The organism is uncultured Maricaulis sp. (assembly GCF_905480005.1).
GTDB lineage: Bacteria > Pseudomonadota > Alphaproteobacteria > Caulobacterales > Maricaulaceae > Maricaulis.
On the sequence record NZ_CAJQOO010000160.1, the window covers coordinates 1 to 20,771 of the forward strand.

The 20,771-nt window shown below is 61.8% G+C and carries 18 protein-coding genes, 2 tRNA genes and 2 pseudogenes; 15 read left to right on the forward strand and 7 right to left on the reverse strand.

Annotated elements, in window-relative coordinates:
• The 5 genes and pseudogenes from QZ266_RS13600 to pheA form a co-directional block, all read left to right on the forward strand.
• Nucleotides 1-493, forward strand: a pseudogene (locus QZ266_RS13600) (trigger factor); the annotation flags it as partial.
• A 189-nt stretch (nt 494-682) separates the two neighbouring features.
• Complete coding sequence (locus QZ266_RS13605) at nt 683-1,318, forward strand: ATP-dependent Clp protease proteolytic subunit (RefSeq protein ID WP_295696061.1); 636 nt, start codon at nt 683-685, stop codon at nt 1,316-1,318.
• A gap of 162 nt (nt 1,319-1,480) precedes the next feature.
• Nucleotides 1,481-2,752 (forward strand): ATP-dependent Clp protease ATP-binding subunit ClpX, encoded by a 1,272-nt coding sequence (gene clpX / locus QZ266_RS13610; protein WP_295696063.1) that lies wholly within the window; start codon nt 1,481-1,483, stop codon nt 2,750-2,752.
• 148 nt (nt 2,753-2,900) lie between these two features.
• Nucleotides 2,901-5,306 carry an endopeptidase La gene (lon, locus tag QZ266_RS13615; protein ID WP_295696065.1) on the forward strand — a complete coding sequence of 802 codons (2,406 nt, stop codon included), beginning with the start codon at nt 2,901-2,903 and terminating at the stop codon, nt 5,304-5,306.
• Between the two features lie 279 nt (nt 5,307-5,585).
• Nucleotides 5,586-6,740 carry a prephenate dehydratase gene (gene pheA / locus QZ266_RS13620; protein ID WP_295696067.1) on the forward strand — a complete coding sequence of 385 codons (1,155 nt, stop codon included), beginning with the start codon at nt 5,586-5,588 and terminating at the stop codon, nt 6,738-6,740.
• Nucleotides 6,741-6,790: 50 nt separating this feature from the next.
• Here pheA and QZ266_RS13625 read toward each other — a convergent pair whose 3' ends face one another.
• Nucleotides 6,791-7,054: a YiaA/YiaB family inner membrane protein gene (locus QZ266_RS13625; RefSeq protein WP_295696069.1), complete on the reverse strand. Its 264-nt coding sequence runs from the start codon at nt 7,052-7,054 to the stop codon at nt 6,791-6,793.
• An 11-nt stretch (nt 7,055-7,065) separates the two neighbouring features.
• On the reverse strand, nt 7,066-7,773 hold the full coding sequence (locus QZ266_RS13630) for a PspA/IM30 family protein (RefSeq protein ID WP_295696071.1): 708 nt from the start codon (nt 7,771-7,773) through the stop codon (nt 7,066-7,068).
• 114 nt (nt 7,774-7,887) lie between these two features.
• Here QZ266_RS13630 and QZ266_RS13635 point away from each other — a divergent pair, with 114 nt between their 5' ends.
• Together QZ266_RS13635 and QZ266_RS13640 are read left to right on the forward strand one after the other, a co-directional pair.
• Nucleotides 7,888-8,529, forward strand: a complete 642-nt coding sequence (locus QZ266_RS13635) for a TetR/AcrR family transcriptional regulator (RefSeq protein WP_295696073.1) — start codon at nt 7,888-7,890, stop codon at nt 8,527-8,529.
• A gap of 70 nt (nt 8,530-8,599) precedes the next feature.
• Nucleotides 8,600-8,675, forward strand: a tRNA-Val gene (locus tag QZ266_RS13640).
• Between the two features lie 21 nt (nt 8,676-8,696).
• Here the strand turns inward: QZ266_RS13640 and bioD are convergent.
• Both bioD and bioF read right to left on the reverse strand, forming a co-directional pair.
• Nucleotides 8,697-9,362 carry a dethiobiotin synthase gene (bioD, locus tag QZ266_RS13645; protein ID WP_295696075.1) on the reverse strand — a complete coding sequence of 222 codons (666 nt, stop codon included), beginning with the start codon at nt 9,360-9,362 and terminating at the stop codon, nt 8,697-8,699.
• Nucleotides 9,362-10,540: an 8-amino-7-oxononanoate synthase gene (gene bioF / locus QZ266_RS13650; protein WP_295696077.1), complete on the reverse strand. Its 1,179-nt coding sequence runs from the start codon at nt 10,538-10,540 to the stop codon at nt 9,362-9,364. The genes bioD and bioF overlap by 1 nt, the downstream gene beginning before the upstream one ends.
• Nucleotides 10,541-10,583: 43 nt before the next feature.
• Between bioF and QZ266_RS13655 the strand changes: the two genes are divergently transcribed.
• Together QZ266_RS13655 and QZ266_RS13660 are read left to right on the forward strand one after the other, a co-directional pair.
• Complete coding sequence (locus QZ266_RS13655; RefSeq protein ID WP_295696079.1) at nt 10,584-11,879, forward strand: adenosylmethionine--8-amino-7-oxononanoate transaminase; 1,296 nt, start codon at nt 10,584-10,586, stop codon at nt 11,877-11,879.
• 110 nt (nt 11,880-11,989) lie between these two features.
• Nucleotides 11,990-12,066, forward strand: a tRNA-Asp gene (locus QZ266_RS13660).
• Between the two features lie 79 nt (nt 12,067-12,145).
• Here QZ266_RS13660 and QZ266_RS13665 read toward each other — a convergent pair.
• Complete coding sequence (locus QZ266_RS13665) at nt 12,146-12,997, reverse strand: metal-dependent hydrolase (protein ID WP_295696080.1); 852 nt, start codon at nt 12,995-12,997, stop codon at nt 12,146-12,148.
• 341 nt (nt 12,998-13,338) lie between these two features.
• Here QZ266_RS13665 and QZ266_RS13670 point away from each other — a divergent pair, with 341 nt between their 5' ends.
• Entirely contained in the window at nt 13,339-14,661 is a 1,323-nt protein-coding gene (locus tag QZ266_RS13670) for a DEAD/DEAH box helicase (protein WP_295696082.1), read from the forward strand.
• Nucleotides 14,662-14,676: 15 nt separating this feature from the next.
• Here the strand turns inward: QZ266_RS13670 and QZ266_RS13675 are convergent, their stop codons facing one another.
• Nucleotides 14,677-16,236: an AbgT family transporter gene (locus tag QZ266_RS13675; protein ID WP_295696084.1), complete on the reverse strand. Its 1,560-nt coding sequence runs from the start codon at nt 16,234-16,236 to the stop codon at nt 14,677-14,679.
• A 98-nt stretch (nt 16,237-16,334) separates the two neighbouring features.
• Nucleotides 16,335-17,069, reverse strand: a complete 735-nt coding sequence (locus QZ266_RS13680) for a DUF599 family protein (protein WP_295696086.1) — start codon at nt 17,067-17,069, stop codon at nt 16,335-16,337.
• A gap of 208 nt (nt 17,070-17,277) precedes the next feature.
• Between QZ266_RS13680 and QZ266_RS13685 the strand changes: the two genes are divergently transcribed.
• From QZ266_RS13685 to QZ266_RS13705, 5 genes and pseudogenes are all read left to right on the forward strand, one after another.
• A complete protein-coding gene (locus tag QZ266_RS13685) occupies nt 17,278-17,727 on the forward strand; it encodes a hypothetical protein (protein WP_295696088.1) in 450 nt (149 codons plus the stop codon).
• A gap of 260 nt (nt 17,728-17,987) precedes the next feature.
• The gene (locus tag QZ266_RS13690; protein WP_295696090.1) at nt 17,988-18,356 is read left to right on the forward strand and encodes an NADH-quinone oxidoreductase subunit A; all 369 of its coding nucleotides are present in this window, start codon (nt 17,988-17,990) and stop codon (nt 18,354-18,356) included.
• Nucleotides 18,275-18,929, forward strand: a pseudogene (locus QZ266_RS13695) (NADH-quinone oxidoreductase subunit B family protein). The gene QZ266_RS13690 and the pseudogene QZ266_RS13695 overlap by 82 nt, the downstream one beginning before the upstream one ends.
• A 13-nt stretch (nt 18,930-18,942) precedes the next feature.
• Nucleotides 18,943-19,560, forward strand: a complete 618-nt coding sequence (locus QZ266_RS13700) for an NADH-quinone oxidoreductase subunit C (protein WP_295696093.1) — start codon at nt 18,943-18,945, stop codon at nt 19,558-19,560.
• Between the two features lie 2 nt (nt 19,561-19,562).
• Nucleotides 19,563-20,771 (forward strand): NADH-quinone oxidoreductase subunit D, encoded by a 1,209-nt coding sequence (locus tag QZ266_RS13705; RefSeq protein WP_295696095.1) that lies wholly within the window; start codon nt 19,563-19,565, stop codon nt 20,769-20,771.

Genomic DNA, 20,771 nt, shown 5'->3' on the forward strand with positions numbered 1-20,771 from the left:
GCTGGCCGAGATCGGTCGCCGCAACAATATCGACGTGACCCAGGAAGAACTGTCCCGCGCCATCAATCAGGAAGCGGTGAAGTATCCGGGTCAGGAGCGCCAGGTCGTCGAGTTCTACCAGAAGAACCCGAATGCCGTCGCCCAGATGCGCGCGCCGATCTATGAGGAAAAGGTCGTCGACTACATCCTTGAACTGGCCGATGTGAGCGAGACCAAGGTCTCCAAGGACGCGCTCTACGCGGACGAGGACGAAGCGCCCGCGAAGCCGGCCAAGAAGGCTGCAGCGAAGAAAAAGGCCCCGGCCAAGAAAGCCGCTGCCAAGACGGACGAGGCCGCTGCCGAGACGAAGCCGGCCGCCAAGAAGAAGGCGCCGGCGAAGAAAGCGGCTGCCAAGAAAGACGATGCCGCTGTCGAGAAGAAGCCGGCTGCGAAAAAGAAGGCGCCTGCCAAGAAGGCCCCGGCCAAAAAGGCGGCTGCCAAGAAAGACGCGTAGTTCGACACGCGTTCCGCAATGAGACAGCGCCGGCGCTTTTTTAGCGCCGGCGCTTTTCGTTTCGGGACGATTTGGCAGATGCGGCTGCAGCGCGCGCCTTGCCTACAACTTCGACGCCCGCAATAGTTCACTTATCCCGTCTGATGAGAATCGGCCCGATCCCGGCGCCGTCACCCCAAGGAGCGCGATATGCATGATCCCCAGGATGTAATGATGAATCTGGTCCCGATCGTCGTCGAGCAGACAAGCCGCGGCGAGCGCTCTTTCGACATCTATTCGCGCTTGCTCAAGGAGCGCATCATTTTCATCACTGGTCCGATCGAGGACCATATGGCGAGCCTGATTATCGCCCAACTTCTCTTCCTCGAGTCCGAGAACCCGAAGAAAGAGATCTCGATGTATATCAACTCGCCGGGCGGCGTGGTTTCGGCCGGTCTCGGTATCTACGACACGATGCAGTATATCCGCTCACCCGTTTCGACCATGTGTCTCGGCATGGCTGCGTCGATGGGCTCGCTGCTGCTGACGGCCGGCGAGAAGGACATGCGCTTTGCAGCGCCGAATGCCCGCATCATGGTGCACCAGCCTTCGGGCGGTTTCCGTGGCCAGGCGTCGGATATTGAACGCCATGCGGCCGACATCCAGAAGATCAAGCGTCGCCTCAACGAGATCTATGTGCACCACACGGGTCGCAAGTATGACGAGATCGAATCCGCGCTCGACCGCGACAACTTCATGTCCGCGGAAGAGGGTCTGGAATTCGGCCTGATCGACAAGGTTATCGAGCGTCGCAATGACGACGAGAAGGAAGGTTCTGACAGCTAGCGGCTCATCGGGATGCAGGCTTGATGCTTGATCGGGACTGCATCCATGTGATCGAATGCGCAGCAGTAGAAACCTTTCGCTAAAGTTCGGCCTTGATTTTGCACAAGGTCGTAAGCGAAAGCCGGTATTGCATCGATACCAGCGGGTTGAAATGGAGCGGTCATGAGTAAGACGACGGGCGGAGACAGCGAGTCGAAGAACACCCTCTACTGCTCTTTTTGCGGAAAGAGCCAGCACGAGGTTCGCAAACTGATCGCCGGCCCGACGGTATTCATCTGTGATGAATGCGTCGAGCTCTGCATGGACATCATTCGGGAGGAGAATAAATCCTCGCTGGTGAAGTCCAAGGAAGGTGTGCCTGCACCGCAGGAAATCTTCAACGTTCTCAACGACTACGTCATTGGGCAATCGCACGCCAAACGCGTGCTCGCCGTGGCTGTGCACAATCATTACAAACGCCTCAACCACGCCTCCCAGAATGCGGATGTGGAGCTGGCCAAGTCCAATATCCTGCTGATCGGGCCGACCGGTTGCGGCAAGACCCTGCTTGCCCAGACGCTCGCCCGCATCCTCGATGTGCCCTTCACGATGGCGGATGCGACCACGCTGACCGAGGCCGGCTATGTCGGTGAGGATGTCGAGAATATCGTTCTCAAACTCCTGCAATCGGCCGATTACAATGTCGAGCGGGCCCAGCGTGGCATCGTGTATATCGACGAGATCGACAAGATTTCCCGCAAATCCGACAATCCGTCGATCACGCGTGACGTGTCGGGCGAGGGCGTGCAGCAAGCGCTATTGAAGATCATGGAAGGCACGGTCGCCTCTGTGCCGCCGCAAGGGGGGCGCAAGCATCCCCAGCAGGAATTCCTGCAGGTGGACACCACCAATATCCTCTTCGTCGTCGGCGGCGCCTTTGCCGGGCTGGACAAGGTGATCTCCCAGCGCGGCCAGGGCTCGGCTATCGGCTTTGGGGCCGATGTGCGCGAACCTGATGCGCGCCGTACCGGTGAAATCCTGCGTGAAGTCGAGCCGGACGATCTCCTGCGCTTCGGCCTCATCCCGGAATTTGTGGGTCGTCTGCCGGTCATCGCGACCCTTGAAGACCTGGATGTCGGCGCCCTGGTACAGATCCTGACCGAGCCGAAGAATGCGCTCGTGAAGCAGTATCAGCGTCTGTTCGAGATGGAAGGTGTTGGCCTGACCTTCACCGAGGACGCCCTCAAGGGCATCGCCAACCGGGCGATCGCCCGCAAGACCGGTGCTCGCGGCCTGCGTTCGATCATGGAAGGCATCCTGCTGGAAACCATGTTCGACTTGCCGAGTCTGGAAGGCGTCGAGGAAATCGTCGTCAATGGCGAAGTGGTCGAGGGCAATGCCAAACCGCTGTCCATCTATGCCGAGCGCAAGGATGACAAGCGGGAGGGTGCTTGACCTTTCGGGGTCGCGTCGCCACCTCTTGAGGTAAGCGGGATGACCGGGCTGCATGTTATTCATGCGGGCCCGGAGTCATCCGATTAGAGTCACGATCTGTATCAAGGTCTGCACGCGCCCCCACCCGGTGAGCGCGAATGGAGCAAGCATGTCCACCACGAAGACACTTCCCCTTCTGCCTCTGCGCGACATCGTCGTGTTTCCGCACATGATCGTCCCGCTCTTCGTCGGGCGCGAGAAATCGGTCAAGGCGCTGGAAGAGGTGATGAAGGCCGACAAGCAGATCCTGCTGGCGACCCAGCGGACCGCGTCGGACGATGAGCCGACAGCCGATGCGATCCACACGACAGGTGTGATCGCCTCGGTCCTGCAATTGCTGAAACTGCCGGACGGGACAGTCAAGGTCCTCGTCGAGGGCGGTGTGCGCGTCGAAATCAGTGGTTATTCCGACCGCGAAGACTTTTACGAAGCCGTCTGCAATGTGATCGATGAGGATCCGGGCGACGCCGCTGAGCTGGAAGCGCTGATGCGGACCGTGTCGGCGAAGTTCGACGATTACGTCAAGCTGAACAAGAAGGTCCCGCCGGAAGCCCTCGCTTCGCTGTCGCAAATCCGCGAGCCGGGCAAGCTGGCCGATTCCATCTCTGCGCATCTCGCCGTCAAGATTGAAGAGAAGCAGTCGCTCCTCGAAGAGCCGGACGTCAATCGACGCCTGGAGCGCATTCTCGGCCTGATGGAAGGCGAGATTGGCGTGCTGCAGGTCGAGAAGAAGATCCGCTCGCGCGTGAAGCGCCAGATGGAGAAGACCCAGCGCGAATATTATCTCAACGAGCAGATGAAGGCGATCCAGCGCGAGCTGGGTGAGGGCGATGACAGCCGCGAGGAACTCGCCGAGCTGGAAGAGAAGCTGGCTGAAGCCAAGCTCTCCAAGGAAGCCCGCACCAAGGCGGACGGCGAGTTCAAGAAGCTCCGCAATATGAGCCCGATGTCTGCTGAGGCCACCGTCGTTCGCAATTATCTCGACTGGATTCTCTCGGTCCCCTGGGGCAAGCGCAAGCGTCTGAAGAATGATCTCGATCGTGCGGAAAATGTGCTTGAATCCGATCATTACGGGCTGGAGAAGGTCAAGGAGCGCATCCTTGAGCATCTCGCTGTTCAAGCGCGGACCCGCAAGCTCAAGGGCCCGATCCTGTGCCTGGTTGGACCGCCCGGCGTCGGCAAGACCTCCCTGGGACGCTCGATCGCCAAGGCGACCGGCCGCGACTTCGTGCGCATGTCGCTGGGCGGGGTGCGCGATGAAGCGGAGATCCGCGGTCACCGCCGGACCTATATCGGATCCATGCCGGGCCGCATCATCCAGTCGATGAAGAAGGTCAATTCGTCCAACCCGCTTTTCCTGCTCGACGAGATCGACAAGTTGGGCGCGGATTACCGCGGCGACCCGGCCTCGGCCCTGCTGGAAGTCCTGGATCCGGAACAGAACGCCAATTTCAACGACCATTATCTCGAGGTAGATTACGATCTGTCCGACATCATGTTCGTGACCACGGCCAACACACTCAACCTGCCGCAGCCGCTACTCGACCGGATGGAGATCATCCGGATCGCCGGCTATACCGAGGATGAGAAGGTCGAGATCGCCAAGCGTCACCTTCTGCCCAAGCAGATGAAGAACCACGCCCTCTCGGAGGCCGAATGGTCGCTGACCGAAGATGGCCTGCGTGACCTGATCCGCTACTACACACGCGAAGCCGGTGTTCGCAGTCTCGAGCGTGAAATCGCCAATCTGGCCCGCAAGTCCGTGGTGCGCCTCGAGACCGGCAAGGCCAGTTCGGTCACGATCACGCAGGAAAACCTGGGTGAGTTTGCGGGTGTGCGGAAGCATCGGTTCGGCGAAACCGAGGATCATGATCAGGTCGGTATCGTTACCGGTCTGGCCTGGACCGAAGTTGGCGGCGACCTCCTGACCATCGAAGCGGTTCGCATGCCGGGCCGCGGCAAGATGATGGTGACGGGCAATCTGCGCGACGTGATGAAGGAGTCGATTTCGGCGGCCAATTCCTTCGTTCAATCGCGCGCTCCGTCGCTCGGCATCAAGCCGACGATTTTCCGGGCGGCCGATATTCATGTCCACATGCCGGAAGGCGCGACGCCGAAGGATGGCCCATCGGCCGGTGTCGGCATGATGACCGCGATCGTTTCCGTCCTGACCGGTATTCCGGTCCGCAAGGATATCGCCATGACCGGGGAGATCACCCTGCGTGGCCGTGTCCTGCCGATCGGCGGGTTGAAGGAAAAGCTGCTCGCGGCCCTGCGCGGCGGTGTGAAGACCGTGCTGATCCCGAAGGACAATGAAAAGGACCTCGCGGAGATCCCGGACAACGTCAAGGACGGAATGGAAATCATCCCGGTCGAGACCGCGGATGAAGTCCTCACCCGGGCCCTGGTCGAGCCGGTTGAGCCGGTCGAGTGGACTGAGGCGGATGAGGCGGCCTTGGCGGCCGTCGCAGCGCAGCAGGGCCCCGATGCCAGTGGGCAACCGATTGCGCACTAGACGCTGAATTTCGTTTCGTTTGAAACAATCTTGGCCGGAGGCGACGTCTCCGGCCATTTTTGTGCAGAATTACTGCGTGGCGGCGCATAAAGAGCATTGACCGTGTGCCAGCCTGCGGGCACGCTCACCGACATGACAAGCGCGACGTATTTCTTTGCGGCCTATTTTACCAACGCAACCTCGGTGGGGGCGGTGGCCGGCTAGCATGTGTGAAAGCGCAGCGGAACCAGGGCCTCCCCCACGGGGAGGCCTTTTTTATTGTGTGAAGGGACAATTGCCATGACGACGGAAATGACGCGGGAGGATATTCGCAACGCGATCAGCGAGATTGATCTGAAATTGATCGATGCCATCGCGCAGCGTTCCGATCTGGTGGAGGAGATCCTCAAGGCCAAGGCCCGTTCGGGCAGTCCGGTCCGTGATCGCGAGCGTGAGCGAGAGGTTTTGCGTGCCGCAGTTGAACGGGGGGCTGAAAAAGGCGTCTCCGTCGATTTGGTGGAAACCCTTTTCCACGCCCTGTTCGAAGCCTCTATCCGTCGCCAGCGCGAGAATTTCGATTCCATGCGCAATGACGAGCTCAACGAGGCCAGCGTCGCCTATCTCGGCGGGCCGGGCAGTTATTCCCACATCGCGGCCCAGAAAGTCTTCCAGCGCCGAAATGCGACCGTCATCCCGTCGCCCAAGCGTGACTTTGTCTCGATCTTCCGCGCGGTCGAGAATGCCGAAGTCGATTACGGCGTTATTCCGATCGAGAACACCACGACAGGCTCGATCAATGAGGTCTATGACATCCTGATCAACTCCCACACCCAGATCATCGGGGAATTCCTGTTGCGGGTTGATCATTGCCTGGTCGGCCGGGCCAGCGGGCAGGGCCGCGTTCGCCGTGTCTTCGGTCACCCCCAGGCGCTGGCCCAGTGCCGCCGCTATATCGGATCGCATCCGGAGCTGGAAACCCATATGGCAGCATCGACCACGCGGGCACTGGAACGCTTGCTGGAGGATGATGACACCGCCGTCGCTGTCGCGGGCGAGGATGCGGCACGCCTCTTCGGCATGGATATCCTGGAACGCAATGTCGGTGACCACGAGCAGAACATCACGCGTTTCATCGTGATTGGCCGCAAGTCGAAACTCCCGACCCGCGAGGTCGAGTGCAAGACCTCGATGATGTTCACCACGCGCGATACGCCCGGCTCGCTGGTCGATGCCCTGCTGGGCTTCCGGGATAATGAGATCAATCTGGTGAAGCTGGAATCCCGCCCCATCGCCGGCAATCCCTGGGAGGAAATGTTCATCATGGATGTCGAGGGGCATCTCGAGGATCGCAAGATCAAGGACTCCATGTCCGTGCTGGAAGCGCATACCCGCGAGATCAAGCTGCTGGGCTGTTACGCCATGGACGCGATCGACAAGGTCTCCGTCGCCGAATAGGCGTTGCTGGATGAGGAAGGGCACCGGTCGATTGACCGGCGCCCTCCACGTCAGGCCTTGGCCACATAGTCCTCCAGCAACTTCTCGTGCTTCGCGCGTTCGAGCTTGGACGAGAACTGGTCATTGATGCGCTGCTCCTGCAGCGTCTTGACCAGGGTGATGAGTGAGCCGGTGAGGAAGAGGATGCCCATCCCCACATAGCCCTTGGTCGACAGGTCGACCGGCATCAGCATCAAGGACAGGCCGAGCATGGCATAGGCGACCCCGACACAGACATAATTGAAGCTGATCCAGAGCTTTGATTGTCCCAGCATGTGTAATCTCCCTAGGCCGGTTGAGGGGTGGCGTCACCACCGGACAGATTGTCCCTGATGCGATCGAGAATTTCGCTCCCGCGGGAGCGAACCGCTGCGCCGAAGCCTTCCTCAGCCATCCGGTCGACAAGGTCATCGCCGGATAATTCCGCGTTGATCCCGTCCAGTACGTCGGCGAATCCGTGCGAGTCGGGACTGTCGAGCGCCCGTTTGAGTACTGCTTCACCCTCCATGATCGCACCCAGGCCGCCCAGACTGCCTTCCAGTGCCTCACCGCCACGACGTTCATCCTCGATCGAACGCGCCGTGATCAGGCCCTGGCGCAGGTCGGTGAGACGGCGCTCGGTCTTCTCCAGAAGGAGCCTCAGGCGCCTTGCGCTGGCGCGTGTGCGCTGCAGCGCTTCCTGGCGTGCGGCGTGTTCGTTTTCCAGATCGGCGAGGGCGTTGGCGCCTTCACCGGCCAGTGCCTCCATGCCGGCCTGGAGGGCGTCGCGGGTTCTCGCCTCCATGTCGGTCATGCGACCGGTCAGGCCCTGCAGGGCTTTGCCTTCATGGCGTTCACGCAGGATCAGTGCGGCGAGGGCGCGTTTGGCGTTTTCATGTCCCTTTTCCGCTTCGCGAACTTTCTGTTCGATAAGCAGGGCGGCATGGGTGGTCTCCAGGCTTTCCCGGGTGCGTTCCGAGCGGGCCCGGAACAGGGTAACGAGTGTCGAGAACATGATGAGCTCCTTTAAATGAACAATGTTCACTAAATTAGGCTAGGCGAGAATACCGTTCACGCAAGGCGGAAAATGAACATTGTTCGGAGGCCCGGCTGGGGGTATCAGGAGGGCATGACAGACACTCAGGACTCGACGCGGCCGCGGGGCCGCCCGGCGCTGGCGCCTGAAGCCCGCGCCCAGGCGCTTGCCGCCGCCGGTGAATTGCTCGCCGAAGCAGGCCTCAACGGCATGAAGGCGCGCGCCATAGCGGAGCGGGCCGGCGTCAGTGTGGGATCAATCTACAAGCTGTTCGGCGACATCGACGATCTGGTTCGTGAGCTGAACATGCTCACTTATCGAGACTTCGCGGCCCATCATCGCGAGGCACTGGCCAATTCCGGGCTCGATGAGAGCGATGTTCATGGTCGACTGATGGTGCTGGCGAGGGCCTATGTCGATTTTGTCACCCGCGAGGATGCCCGCTGGCGTGCGCTCTTGACCTTCAACCGGCGCCAGTCCGGCACGGCGCCAAGCTATTACACCCAGTTCGAGGATGATCTGTTCAACCTGGTCATTGACGTGCTTGCACCCGCACCCGGCCTTGACGACCTGGCGCAGCGAGAGGCGGCGGCCCGGGCTCTGTGGGCGGCGGTGCACGGCATTGTGCTGATCGTTTTGCCCAATACGGCCTATGACTCGCCGGTCGACGCGGCAATGAGCCAGATCGAAATGATTGTCGGCGCCTTTATCCGGGATGCTGCAGCGCGGCGGTGAGTCGGGCTTGCGCTGGCAGCCCCGGAGGCATTACAAGCGCCTCCTCGCCCGGTAACGGGCGCCATGGTCCGGGCGGTTAGCTCAGCTGGGAGAGCATCTCGTTTACACCGAGAGGGTCGGGGGTTCGAGCCCCTCACCGCCCACCATTTCCTGATCACGCTTCGGCGCTAGTCGAGCAGCGTATCGGTCGCGCTTTCGAACAGATCCAGCAATGCGTCCGGATTGTCCGGATCAAACACGCGGACATCGGCTCTCGGGGCAAAGCGGCTGATCGTGCGCGCCGTCTCCGCAATCGGCGTGTCACTTTGCGGATGATCATTCAGAATCACCGTGCAGCGCCCATCCAGAACACGAAGCGCGGTCAGCGTATGCGAGATCGTGCCGAGATAACTGCCCGCGACGAGGACGGGGCGCGCGTCGAGCTCCCGGATCAGGTCGAGATTGAGCCCGTCTGACGCGATCGGCGACATCACGCCGCCAGCGCCCTCGATGACCGTCGGGATTTCCCGGTCGATGTGATCAAGGCACCAGCTGACAATCCGCTCGACGGCCAGTTCCCGGCGCTCCTTGCGGGCGGCGAGGTCCGGAGAGAGCGGAGCCTTGAAACGCCAGGGCGAAACTGCCTGGACGCCTTCGCCCGTGAGGGGGTCGCCATTGGCGCGCATGAGTCGGATCGTGTCAGTCTCGTTCAGTGCCGACTGGTCAAAGCCTGAAATGACCGGCTTGAGCACCCGCATGCGCCTGCCGCTGGACCGCCAGGCGCGGATCAGTTCGCACAGCACGTGGGTCTTGCCGATATCGGTTCCGGTTCCGGTAATGAAGAGCGGACGCATTATTCGGCTGCCTCGGCGGTTTGCAGGATTGTTTTCAACGCTTCGGCGAGCCGGTCGATATCAGCCTCTTCCTGCGCCGCATTGAAGGTGATGCGCAGCCGCGACGTACCGCGTGGCACGGTGGGCGGCCGGATTGCGGTCACCAGAAAGCCAGCCAGTTCCAGTTCAGCCGACGCTTCCATCGCTGCCGTCTCCGACCCGATCAGGATGGGCACGATAGGGGATTTCGGGTCTGCGAGATTCAGCGAGCGGCAAAAACGCCGCGCCAGCTGCATCGGACGCTCAAGCAGGACCGCGTCGGTCTCGATCAGGTCCAGTGCCGCGAGGGCCGCTGCAATCGATGCCGGCGGCAGGGCGGTCGTGAAGACCAGCGGGCGGGCGCGGGTTCGCATTAACTCGCAGACCGAGCGCGATGCGCACAGATAGCCGCCATAACTCCCCAGAGCCTTGGACAGGGTGCCCATTTGCAGGGGCGGATGGGCAGGCGGCGAGAAGGCGTGCGCGGTGCCACGACCCTCGCCGATCACGCCCACTCCGTGTGCGTCATCGACCAGTGCCCAGGCATCATGCCGGTCGGCCAGCGTCAGCAGCTCGGGAAGAGGGGCCAGATCTCCATCCATCGAGAACACCCCGTCGGTCAGGATGAGCGTGCGGCGATGGGCCTGGCGCAGCGCGTCCAGCTTGCCGCCCAGATCGGCCATGTCGTTATGGGCGAAGGTTTCAAACCGGGCACCTGACAGGCGGGCGCCGGCATGGAGACAGGCATGGGCGAGCGTGTCGACGAGCACCAGATCGCCCTTGCCGGCGAGGGCGGGCGTGATGGCAAGATTGGCCAGATAGCCCGAGCCGAAGATCACGCAGTCCTCGGTGCCCTTGAAGGCGGCGAGGCGCCGTTCGAGCTCGAACAGGAGTGGATGGCCTCCGGTGACGAGGCGTGAGGCGCCGGAGCCGGCACCATAGGCATGGCTGGCCGCACAGGCGGCCTCGATCACGGCGGGATGTTGCGTCAGGCCGAGATAGTCATTTGAGCAGGCATTGACGAGGCGTCGTCCCTTGCGCTCGACTATCGCGCCGCCAAGCGGACGGGTTTCCTGCAAATTGCGTCGCAGATTGCGCCGGTCGAGCCCGGCGAGCTTGCCGGCCGCGAAACGATCAAGGGAAGCATGCGCGGATGTCATACAAAGCCTGTCGCACAGATTTGTTGCCTGCTAAAGCCTCCACATGAACCGGGATGCAGACAAGTGGGGCTTCGAGCCCACCGCTCACGCGCTATGGCGACCCTATGCGCAGATGAAAACCACGCCGCCGGGCTTGCCGGTGGCCAGTGCCGAGGGTGTCCGGATTCGGCTGGAAGACGGACAGGAGCTGATCGATGGCGTGTCGTCCTGGTGGACGGTCTGTCATGGCTATCGGCATCCGCACCTCATCGATGCGGTGAAGGCCCAGCTGGATGCGGTGCCACATGTCATGTTGGGTGGGCTGACGCATCAGCCAGCCGAAAGACTGGCCCGGCGCCTGGCCGATCTCGCGCCCGGCGACCTCAATCACGTCTTCTTCTGCGAATCCGGCTCGGTCTCGGTCGAGATCGCGATGAAGATCGCGGTGCAGTCCTTCATCAATCGCGGTGAACGCGGGCGGACCCGCTTCCTGGCTTTCCGCGGCGGCTATCATGGCGACACGCTGGCCACTATGTCTGTGTGTGATCCGGAAGAGGGGATGCACACCCTGTTTGCCGGCGCGATCGCCCGTCAGGTGATCGCGGATCTGCCTGTTGATGCGCAGAGTCAGGACAGTCTCGCCGCGTTGATGGTCGAGCAGGCACCGACGCTGGCCGGCGTGATCGTCGAACCGCTGGTGCAGGGCGCTGGCGGGATGCGCTTCCATGACGCCGAGACCCTGCGGGCCTTGCGGGCCCTGTGCGATCAGCACGGCCTGCCCCTGATCTTCGATGAGATCATGACCGGTTTCGGTCGGCTGGGAACGATGTTTGCCGCCGAGAAGGCCGGTGTTACGCCGGACATCATGACGGTCTCCAAGGCGCTGACAGGCGGGACACTGCCGCTGGCCGCGGCGATAGCCTCGACCCGATTGTTTTCGACATTCTGGGATGAAGACGCCGGCAAGGCGTTGATGCATGGCCCGACCTATATGGGCAATCCTGCCGCCTGTGCCGCCGCCAATGCCTCGCTCGACCTGTTCGAACGAGAGCCGCGCCTCGCCCAGGTTCATGCCATCGAATCGATGTTTGCCGCGCTCTTGCCAGCGGCGCGGGACATCCCCGGCGTCGTCGATGTGCGCTGGCAGGGTGCGATCGGCGTCATCGAGATGGAAAGCCTGCCCGAATTGAACATCCTGAAGGCTGAATTCGTGGATGCCGGCGTCTGGGTCCGGCCATTCGGGAACATCATCTATCTGATGCCACCCTATGTGATCAGTGCCGAGGACTTGCAGACGCTGATCGCAACCACGCTTCGCGTGACAGAGGGCTGGGCGCGGCGTCATTTTTCGGCCGGGTAGGGACGGACTGCATTCGATCTGCATTCGGCCTGCAAAGCGTGTTGAAACCCGCTTGACCGCACCGCGCTCTGCTCATAAACAACGCACCTCGCTTCGGCGAGACGCCTTACGCGGGTGTAGCTCAGTTGGTTAGAGCGCCGGCCTGTCACGCCGGAGGTCGCGGGTTCGAGTCCCGTCACTCGCGCCATTTCCCTTCAGGGAATTGCGCAAAACAAAATGGCCGCCCCTCGGGGCGGCCATTTGCGTTTCAGCTCCGGGAAAAGCGATTATTCGGCAGCAATCGGTTCGGCGAGATCGAGTCGGGCCTCGGTCTCGGCAATCAGGTGCCGATCATCGATTTGCCAGGGGTGGAAGCCGGGCTGGAAATAGGCGAGCCAGGCGGGCAGGACACGGCGCAGCACGCCGGGACGGCCCCACAGATACCAGGCCAGACGCGCCCGTGCCGATACTCCCGTAATCCCGTCCTGGGCGAGCAGGGCGAGGCTTTCGCGCCAGCGCTTGAAGACGAAATCACGCGAAACGCGGGCGAAGACCGCACAGCGAATACCCCAGCGTTTCAGCGGTTTCACATCGCGCATGATGTGGGCATAGGTGTCGAAGGCGACGCTCTTGTGCTCGACCTCCTCGATCGCGTGCCAGAGCCACATGCGCTGCGATTCGCGGTCGGTATCGGCGTAGAGCGAGACATCCTTGAGCGCGAGATGGGCGAAGATCGCGGTGAAATGCTCCAGCGAGACCGTGATGCTCAGCTGGGCGACGGGATGCCCTTCACGCGCCAGCGCCAGGCTCTCCTCGACCGTGGCGAGGGCGTCGCTGACATCATAGCCATCGTCCATGACCCGCTGGTTGAAGGCGTTGTGCTCACGCGTGTGGAAGGCTTCCTGTCGTGCGAAGTCCTTGATCTGAGACGCGAGTTCTTCCGGGACGCTTTTCTGGAAGCGGCGAACGCTCTCGATGAAGAAGGTCTCGCCGGCCGGAAAAGTGATGGACAGCGCATTATGCCAGGCCGTGGCAATGGCATCGCCACCCATCCACCAGCGGGAACGGCCGGGCGTGCCCTTGAAGCGGCGATTGCGCGGTGTGATGACGAGGTCGGTCGGGGTTGCAGTGCGGGCCATGGCAGGTCTCTATCGGCGGAGTGAACGCTGTTCACTCTTGCCCGAGCGCCCGGACCTGTCAATCAGGCCTCTTGCTGCGATTGCGAAATGATTTGCCATGCATGGCGAAACATGGGACACGCCGTTCACGACCTGCCGCGTGTAGGCGGCCATGTGGCTGCAACGGCAGGCGTTGGCGAGACAGTCCGTCGGTGATCCGACGCGTATTGATCATTGCCACCGCGGCGCCAGGTCCGGCGCCAGTCAATTGGCAGCTGATCTACGCAAGCTTCCGCAACGCAAAACCCCAAGGATCTGGCCGGCGCGAGCGCGCCACCTGATTCCCAAGAAAGATATTGTTTTTGACCCAGTTTACTGATCTCGGCCTGGCCGAGCCCATTCTCCGCGCCCTGACCGATGAAGGTTATGAAACGCCGACCCCGATCCAGCGCGAAGTCATCCCGGCGATGATCGAAGGTCGCGACATTGTCGGCATCGCCCAGACCGGCACCGGCAAGACCGCATCCTTCGTCCTGCCGATCCTCAATCGCCTGATTGAAGAGAATCGGCACACTCATCCGAAAACCTGCCGGGCGCTGATCCTGTCGCCGACCCGCGAGCTGTCCGCCCAGATTCTCGAGAATGTCCGCGGCTATAGCCGTCACATGCGTCTGTCTTCGACGCTGGTCGTCGGCGGCGTGAAGCCCGGGCCGCAAATCCGCGCCCTGTCGAAGGGAGTCGATGTGTTGGTCGCCACGCCGGGACGCCTGCTCGACCTGATGCAGTCCGGCGCCGTCAAGCTGAGCGAGACGAAGATCCTGATCTTGGATGAAGCCGACCAGATGCTGGACCTTGGCTTCTTCCCGGCCATCCGCAAAATCGTCAGCTTCCTGCCGAACAAGCGCCAGACGGCCCTGCTGTCGGCGACCATGCCCAAGCCGATCCGCGCCCTGGCGCAGGAAATGCTGGACGATCCCAAGGAAGTCTCGGTCGCGCCGGCCTCCCGTCCGATCGAGCGCATCGAGCAGTCAGTCGTACTCTTGCCCAAGGAGTCCAAGAAGGACCTCCTGCTGGAATTGATGTCAGACCAGTCCGTCGAGCGCGCCATCGTGTTTTCCCGCACCAAGCATGGCGCCGACAAGATCAATCGCCATCTGGTCGATTACGGTCTGAAGTCCGCCGCGATCCATGGCAACAAGTCCCAGGCGCAGCGCATCAAGGCACTGGCCGGCTTCAAGACCGGTGCGGTGAAAATCCTGGTCGCGACCGACATCGCCGCGCGCGGCATTGATGTCGATGACGTCTCACATGTGGTCAATCACGACCTGCCGAACCTGCCGGAATCCTACGTCCACCGGATCGGCCGGACGGCACGGGCCGGCAAGTCCGGAGTTGCGGTGTCGATGTGTGAGCCGGGTGAGTATGAGTATCTGCGCGACATCGAACGCCTGACGGGCCTCGACATTGATCGGGTCTTCATCGGTGATGAGGACAAGTTTCTCGCTGAAGCGAAGAAGGCGACCCCCGCCGCGTCGCAGAAGAAACAGCAGCGTCCGTCGCGCAAGAAGCCTTTCACCGCCGGCCGTGCTCGTCCGCAAGGGCAGGGCAATGGCGGTGGTCAGGGCGGCGGGTCCAAGCGTCCCCGCCGCCGTAACAACCGGTCTGGTGCCCGTTCGCCGGCCTGACCATCGGCCTGATGGCTATCGACGCCCGCCCGCCCCGGCTTCGGCCGGGGCGCTCGCGGCCGCCGGGATCTCATACTCGAAGCTTGCACCGTCCGGCCCCAATGGCAGGTCGAAGGCGAACCAGACGAAGATCATGGCCAGCGACGAGACCAGGATTGCCATCGAGTAGGGCAGCATCACCGCGATCAGGCTGCCAAGGCCGAATTCCGGCACATAGCGCTGACAGAAAATCAGGATCAGCGGCAGATAGGGCATGAGCGGCGTGATGATATTCGTCGCCTGATCACCCATCCTGTAGGCCAGCGTCGAGCCTTCCGGCGAAATGCCGAGCAGCATGAGCATGGGCACGAAAACGGGCGCCAGGAGCGCCCATTTGGCCGAGGCCGAACCCATGAAGAGGTTCAGGACGGCGACCAGCAGGACCATGCCGATAATCAGGAGCGGGGCGGGCAGGTTCAGCGATTGCAGCCCCCCGGCGCCCGAAATGGCAATCACCGTATCCATTTCCGACGCACCGAACAGGAAGATGAAGTGCGCCATGGCAAAGGCGAGGATGATGTAGCCGCCCATATCGGCCATGGATCTCGTGCCCAGGGCGACGACATCCTTGTCGGATTTCACATTGCCAACGGCGATACCGTAGAGCGTGCCGGATACAAGGAAGGCGATCATCAAGATCGCAACGATGGACTGGAAGAACGGACCCAGACCGCCATTGGCGTCGCGCAGGATCCCGTTGGACGGGACGGTCAGCGCCAGAACAATCGCGCCAATAACCAGCAGCGAAATACCTGCCCAGGCCAATCCCTTGCTCTCATTGGCACTCAGCGTGCCATCGCCCTCGGGTGCCGCGAAATCATCCGGGCGCTGCCATTCGCCGAGACGGGGTTCGACAATGTAATTGTTCACGAGCGTACCCACGACAACCAGGATCGGGGTCAGCGCGAAGGTGAAGTAGTAATTGTCGAGATTGTTCAGGGTCCAGCCTGGCTCGATCGACTGGGCCGCTGTCTGGGTGATGCCGAACAGGAGCGGCTCAAGCGAGGTGACCACCAGATTGGCCGAGAAGCCGGCCGATACACCGGCGAAGACAGCGGCAATGCCGGCGATCGGATGGCGCCCGGCTGCGGCGAAGACAACAGCGCCCAGCGGCACCATGACGATATAACCGGAATCAGCGGCCAGATTGCCCATCACACCTGCAAAGACGAGAACCGGGGTCAGCAGGGCGCGCGGCGCGCCGGAAACCATCACCCGCATACCGGCGGACAGGAGACCGGTCTTTTCCGCGATACCGGCACCGATCATGACGACCAGCACCATGCCGAGCGGGGCAAACCCGGTCAGCACGCCGGGCATGCCGACGAGCAGTGTCTGCAACTGGCTGCCGGTGAGGAGATTGATGACGGAAATGCTCTCGCCTGTGACGGGATGGTCGACCGCCGTGCCGAGCGCTGACAGGCCCAGCGAAGCGAGCATGACCACACCAATCAGGACCAGGAATATGGTCACCGGGTCCGGCAGTTTGTTGCCGGCCTTCTCGACCGAATTGAGAATGGCTGATCCGATGCTCATCGCGTCTCTCCCCCGCGTCAAAAGTTGCGGGGAGTGTGGACGCATTTGGTGGCCGACCGCAATGCCTTGTCGTAGCGGAAGAATTCACGCCGCCGTGTTCAGGCCTCGTCGCCGCGATCCTCGGTCGCAGGCATGGCCACGCCTCCCATGGCGTCATCGCCCGCCGACAGGGCTGCCAGCGCAGGCGAGAAGAATTGCCGCGACAGCAAAAGGCTGGCGACAATGAGTGTCACACCGATCTGGGCCAGGGGGCCAGCGATCCAGGCGAGATATCCGATGGACAGGAAGAGGGCACGCAGGCCGCGATTGAACTGGCGTCCCGCGACGACATTCATCGCTCCTGCGCGATAGGCCCCGCGCAAGGCCTCGGGCGTGGCGTCATTGTCTCGCGCGATGTCGGGGGTCGCGCCCAGCAGCATGGCGGAATAATTGACCAGCCGGTAAGCCCAGCCGAATTTGAAGAAGGCATAGGCGTAGATCACCAGAAGACCCAGCGACATGACTTCCCACTGAATGCGCGAAGTGGTGTCGAGGAAGGGCACATCGGCCACGGCCGTCATGACCGGGTCGAGGGCGGTGATGAGCGTGAAAGCGGCGCCGATGCCCAGCAAGGCCGTCGAGGCAAAAAAGGCGATTCCGTTCTGCAGACCGGCAATGATCTGACTGTCCATGATCCGCACCGAACGGCCGGCCATGTGTTGCATCCATTGCTTGCGATGCTCATCCATCCGCCGCGACAGCGTGTGCCGGGAAAGCGGACTGTGATCCACCAGCCAGGAGAAGCCGGCGGCAATCACCATGAAGCCGATCACACCAAAATAGTCTGCCAACATTGAAACGCCCCACCTGCTCGATCCCATGCAGCCATGAGCCGCGGCGGCATGCAAGGCTTGTCGGACCCGCGCTTCTCAAGGACGGTGATGTCCGCCGGCGTTCAACCCGGACGGGCTTGCCGGCGTCGCAGCGTTAAGAATGAGGGGGTGGGATCACGCCCTGGCCCGTCCCGCTAGGCATGTCGCGCGACCTGCGCGACAGAGGGCGATGAATCGCATTTTCCGGGCTCTTCTCGATCGTCTCTGGTTCCTGCGCGCCACCTGGCCGCCGCTGTGTCTTGCTGTCTGTTGCCTGACCTTGTCGCGTCTCCACATGCCGGTGTGGTGGGGTGTGTTGTGTGTGATCGGCGCCTTGTTGCTTTGCACGGACAGTCTGGCGCGGCATCGCGAGTTCCGGGCCCTGCGGCATTCCGTCCGACTGGCCCGCGGGCTGAGTGGAGAGGCGCTCGCGCGTTTTCGGGCAGCGCGAACGACCTGGTGTTCTCGTCGTGCAGCCATTGCCGCCGCCTATGCCGAAGGGTTCGGCACCGATGCCCGTGCGCTGGTGGATGACTGGGGATACAAGCCATGGCACGTCTTTCCGGACCGTGCCTTCAGTTTGCGGTCGCCATTCCTGCGGCTGTCATTCTGGCAGTCTGTCCTCGGAATCCGCCGATAAGCCGGACCGGACATGGCCGGCCCGGAATGGTCCAGTTGCAAGTGGCTTGCAACTGGACTTCCCAATCCACGGACCGTGACACAAGGAACTGATGTCAGGCGGTCTTTAGCCCTTGCTCCGAGCGTCTCTGCGCTCTAGCTTCCGCGCCAAATCGGGCAGGGGGCCTGTTTGGCGTTCGCGATTCGCTTTGACGCGTATCCAGCCAGCCATACCGAGGCCTCCCGCACCTTACCGGACGCTCTTCATGGCGAGGCCTGGCGATGGACGCATTGCTTCTTGAATACCTGCCCATTCTGATTTTTTTCGCGATCGCCGCGGTGATCGGGATCGGGTTCATGGTCGCGGCTTTCGTGATCGCACCGTCCCGGCCGGATCCGGAAAAGGTGTCGACCTATGAGTGCGGCTTCAACGCCTTTGATGATGCCCGGATGAAGTTCGATGTGCGATTCTACCTGGTCGCCATCCTCTTCATCATCTTCGACCTCGAAGTCGCCTTCCTGTTTCCCTGGGCGGTGACCCTTGGCTCGCATCTCGGCCCGTTTGAATTCTGGTCGATGATGGTTTTCCTCGGAATTCTCGCCATCGGCTTCATTTACGAGCTCAAAAAAGGCGCGCTGGATTGGGAGTAGTCCACAATGGCAACTGATCTGACCCCTCATGCCGGCATGGCCGGGCGCTCGACCGTCCCCGGCTATGACCCGAAAAAACACGATCCGTTCTTTGATGGTGTCAGCGACGCGCTGGCCGACAAGGGATTCGTGGTTGCGGCTGCCGATGATCTCGTCACCTGGGCCCGCACCGGCTCGTTGATGTGGATGACCTTCGGTCTGGCCTGCTGCGCCGTCGAAATGATGCAGGCCTCGATGCCGCGTTATGACGTCGAGCGCTTCGGTTTTGCGCCGCGCGCGTCCCCGCGCCAGTCGGACGTGATGATCGTCGCCGGCACATTGACCAACAAGATGGCTCCGGCCCTGCGCAAGGTCTACGACCAGATGCCCGAGCCGCGCTACGTCATCTCGATGGGATCGTGCGCCAATGGCGGCGGCTATTACCATTACTCATACTCGGTCGTGCGTGGCTGCGACCGCATCGTTCCGGTGGACGTCTATGTCCCGGGTTGCCCGCCGACTGCGGAAGCCCTGGTCTACGGCATTCTGCAATTGCAGAAGAAGATCCGCCGCGAAGGCTCGATCGAGCGCTAGGAGAGAACGGCAAATGAGCGAAGCCCTCAAGGTTCTCGGCGAGCATATTGCCAACGCCCAGGATGCGGCCATCACCGGCTGGTCGATCGATAATGGCGAGCTGACCGTGCAGATCCATCGCGACCGCATCGAAGCGGTGCTGACCTGGTTGCGCGATGACCCGGCCTGCCGTTTCACGACGCTGATCGACATTTGCGGTGTTGACTACCCGCAGCGCGCCGAGCGCTTCGAGGTGGTCTATCACCTCCTCTCCATGCATCAGAATCACCGCATCCGGGTGAAGCTGTCGACGGATGAGGAAGCGCCGGTCCCGACCGTGATCCCGGTCTATCCGGTCGCTGACTGGTTCGAGCGCGAAGCCTTCGACATGTACGGCATCATTTTCGCCGACCATCCGGACCTGCGTCGCCTGCTGACCGATTACGGCTTTGAAGGTTATCCGCTGCGCAAGGACTTTCCGCTCACCGGCTATGTCGAAGTGCGCTGGGATGAAGAGCAGAAACGGGTCGTCTACGAGCCCGTCGAGCTGGTCCAGGAGTATCGCGACTTTGATTTCATGAGCCCGTGGGAAGGTGCCAAATACATCATCCCGGGCGATGAGAAGGCCCAAGACGGCCAGAAGGGTGGCTGAGCATGGCTGATGACATGATCGAAACCGGCAAGTCCGAACGCAATTTCACGATCAATTTCGGTCCGCAACACCCGGCTGCGCACGGCGTGCTGCGCCTGGTGCTGGAGCTGGACGGCGAGGTTGTCGAGCGCGTCGATCCGCATATCGGCTTGCTTCACCGCGGCACCGAGAAACTGCTCGAGCACAAGACCTATCTCCAGGGCATCGGCTATTTCGACCGCCTCGACTACGTCGCGCCGATGAATCAGGAGCACGCCTTCTGCATGGCCGCTGAAAAGCTGGCCGGCATCACCGTGCCTCGGCGCGGCGAATATGTGCGCGTGCTGTATTGCGAGATCGGCCGGGTGCTCAACCACCTCTTGAACGTGACCACCCAGGCCATGGATGTTGGCGCGCTGACGCCGCCGCTTTGGGGCTTTGAAGAGCGCGAAAAACTCATGGTCTTCTATGAGCGCGCGTCCGGCTCGCGCATGCACGCCCATTATTTCCGGCCGGGCGGGGTCCATCAGGACCTGCCGATGAAGCTGGTCGAGGACATCCGTGCCTGGTGTGACCAATTCCCGGCCAAGCTGAATGATATCGACAGCCTTCTGACCGAGAACCGCATCTTCAAGCAGCGCAATGTCGATATCGGCGTTGTGACCAAGGAAGACGTGCTGGCCTGGGGTTTTTCCGGCGTCATGGTGCGTGGCTCGGGCCTCGCCTGGGATTTGCGCCGTTCGCAGCCCTATTCGGTCTATGACGAGCTGAAATTCGACATTCCCGTCGGCAAGAACGGCGATTGCTATGATCGCTATCTTTGCCGCATGGAAGAGATGCGCGAGAGCGTGAAGATCATGATCCAGTGCTGTGACTGGCTCATGAAGGACGAGAATGCGGGCGAGGTGCTGGCCACCGACTCCAAGTTCTCGCCGCCGCGACGGGCCGAGATGAAGCGCTCGATGGAAGCGCTGATCCAGCACTTCAAGCTCTACACCGAGGGTGTGCGGGTGGAAGAGGGCGAAGTCTATGTCGCCGTTGAGGCGCCCAAGGGCGAGTTTGGCGTCTATCTGGTCTCGGATGGCTCGAACAAGCCTTACCGCCTGAAGATCCGCGCACCGGGCTTCGCCCATCTCGCGGCGATGGATTACATGAGCAAGGGCCACATGCTGGCCGACGTGTCGGCGATCATCGGCTCGCTGGATGTCGTGTTCGGGGAGATCGACCGATGA

What these genes read in the sequence shown, in the direction of transcription:
- QZ266_RS13700 (WP_295696093.1), top strand. Translation starts at nt 18,943, where the DNA reads ATGAGCGAAGCCCTCAAGGTTCTCGGCGAGCATATTGCCAACGCCCAG.
- clpX (WP_295696063.1), top strand. Translation starts at nt 1,481, where the DNA reads ATGAGTAAGACGACGGGCGGAGACAGCGAGTCGAAGAACACCCTCTAC.
- QZ266_RS13635 (WP_295696073.1), top strand. Translation starts at nt 7,888, where the DNA reads ATGACAGACACTCAGGACTCGACGCGGCCGCGGGGCCGCCCGGCGCTG.
- lon (WP_295696065.1), top strand. Translation starts at nt 2,901, where the DNA reads ATGTCCACCACGAAGACACTTCCCCTTCTGCCTCTGCGCGACATCGTC.
- QZ266_RS13630 (WP_295696071.1), bottom strand. Translation starts at nt 7,773, where the DNA reads ATGTTCTCGACACTCGTTACCCTGTTCCGGGCCCGCTCGGAACGCACC.
- QZ266_RS13605 (WP_295696061.1), top strand. Translation starts at nt 683, where the DNA reads ATGCATGATCCCCAGGATGTAATGATGAATCTGGTCCCGATCGTCGTC.
- QZ266_RS13705 (WP_295696095.1), top strand. Translation starts at nt 19,563, where the DNA reads ATGGCTGATGACATGATCGAAACCGGCAAGTCCGAACGCAATTTCACG.
- QZ266_RS13680 (WP_295696086.1), bottom strand. Translation starts at nt 17,069, where the DNA reads ATGTTGGCAGACTATTTTGGTGTGATCGGCTTCATGGTGATTGCCGCC.
- bioD (WP_295696075.1), bottom strand. Translation starts at nt 9,362, where the DNA reads ATGCGTCCGCTCTTCATTACCGGAACCGGAACCGATATCGGCAAGACC.
- QZ266_RS13685 (WP_295696088.1), top strand. Translation starts at nt 17,278, where the DNA reads ATGAATCGCATTTTCCGGGCTCTTCTCGATCGTCTCTGGTTCCTGCGC.
- bioF (WP_295696077.1), bottom strand. Translation starts at nt 10,540, where the DNA reads ATGACATCCGCGCATGCTTCCCTTGATCGTTTCGCGGCCGGCAAGCTC.
- QZ266_RS13665 (WP_295696080.1), bottom strand. Translation starts at nt 12,997, where the DNA reads ATGGCCCGCACTGCAACCCCGACCGACCTCGTCATCACACCGCGCAAT.
- QZ266_RS13675 (WP_295696084.1), bottom strand. Translation starts at nt 16,236, where the DNA reads ATGAGCATCGGATCAGCCATTCTCAATTCGGTCGAGAAGGCCGGCAAC.
- QZ266_RS13655 (WP_295696079.1), top strand. Translation starts at nt 10,584, where the DNA reads ATGAACCGGGATGCAGACAAGTGGGGCTTCGAGCCCACCGCTCACGCG.
- pheA (WP_295696067.1), top strand. Translation starts at nt 5,586, where the DNA reads ATGACGACGGAAATGACGCGGGAGGATATTCGCAACGCGATCAGCGAG.
- QZ266_RS13625 (WP_295696069.1), bottom strand. Translation starts at nt 7,054, where the DNA reads ATGCTGGGACAATCAAAGCTCTGGATCAGCTTCAATTATGTCTGTGTC.
- QZ266_RS13690 (WP_295696090.1), top strand. Translation starts at nt 17,988, where the DNA reads ATGGACGCATTGCTTCTTGAATACCTGCCCATTCTGATTTTTTTCGCG.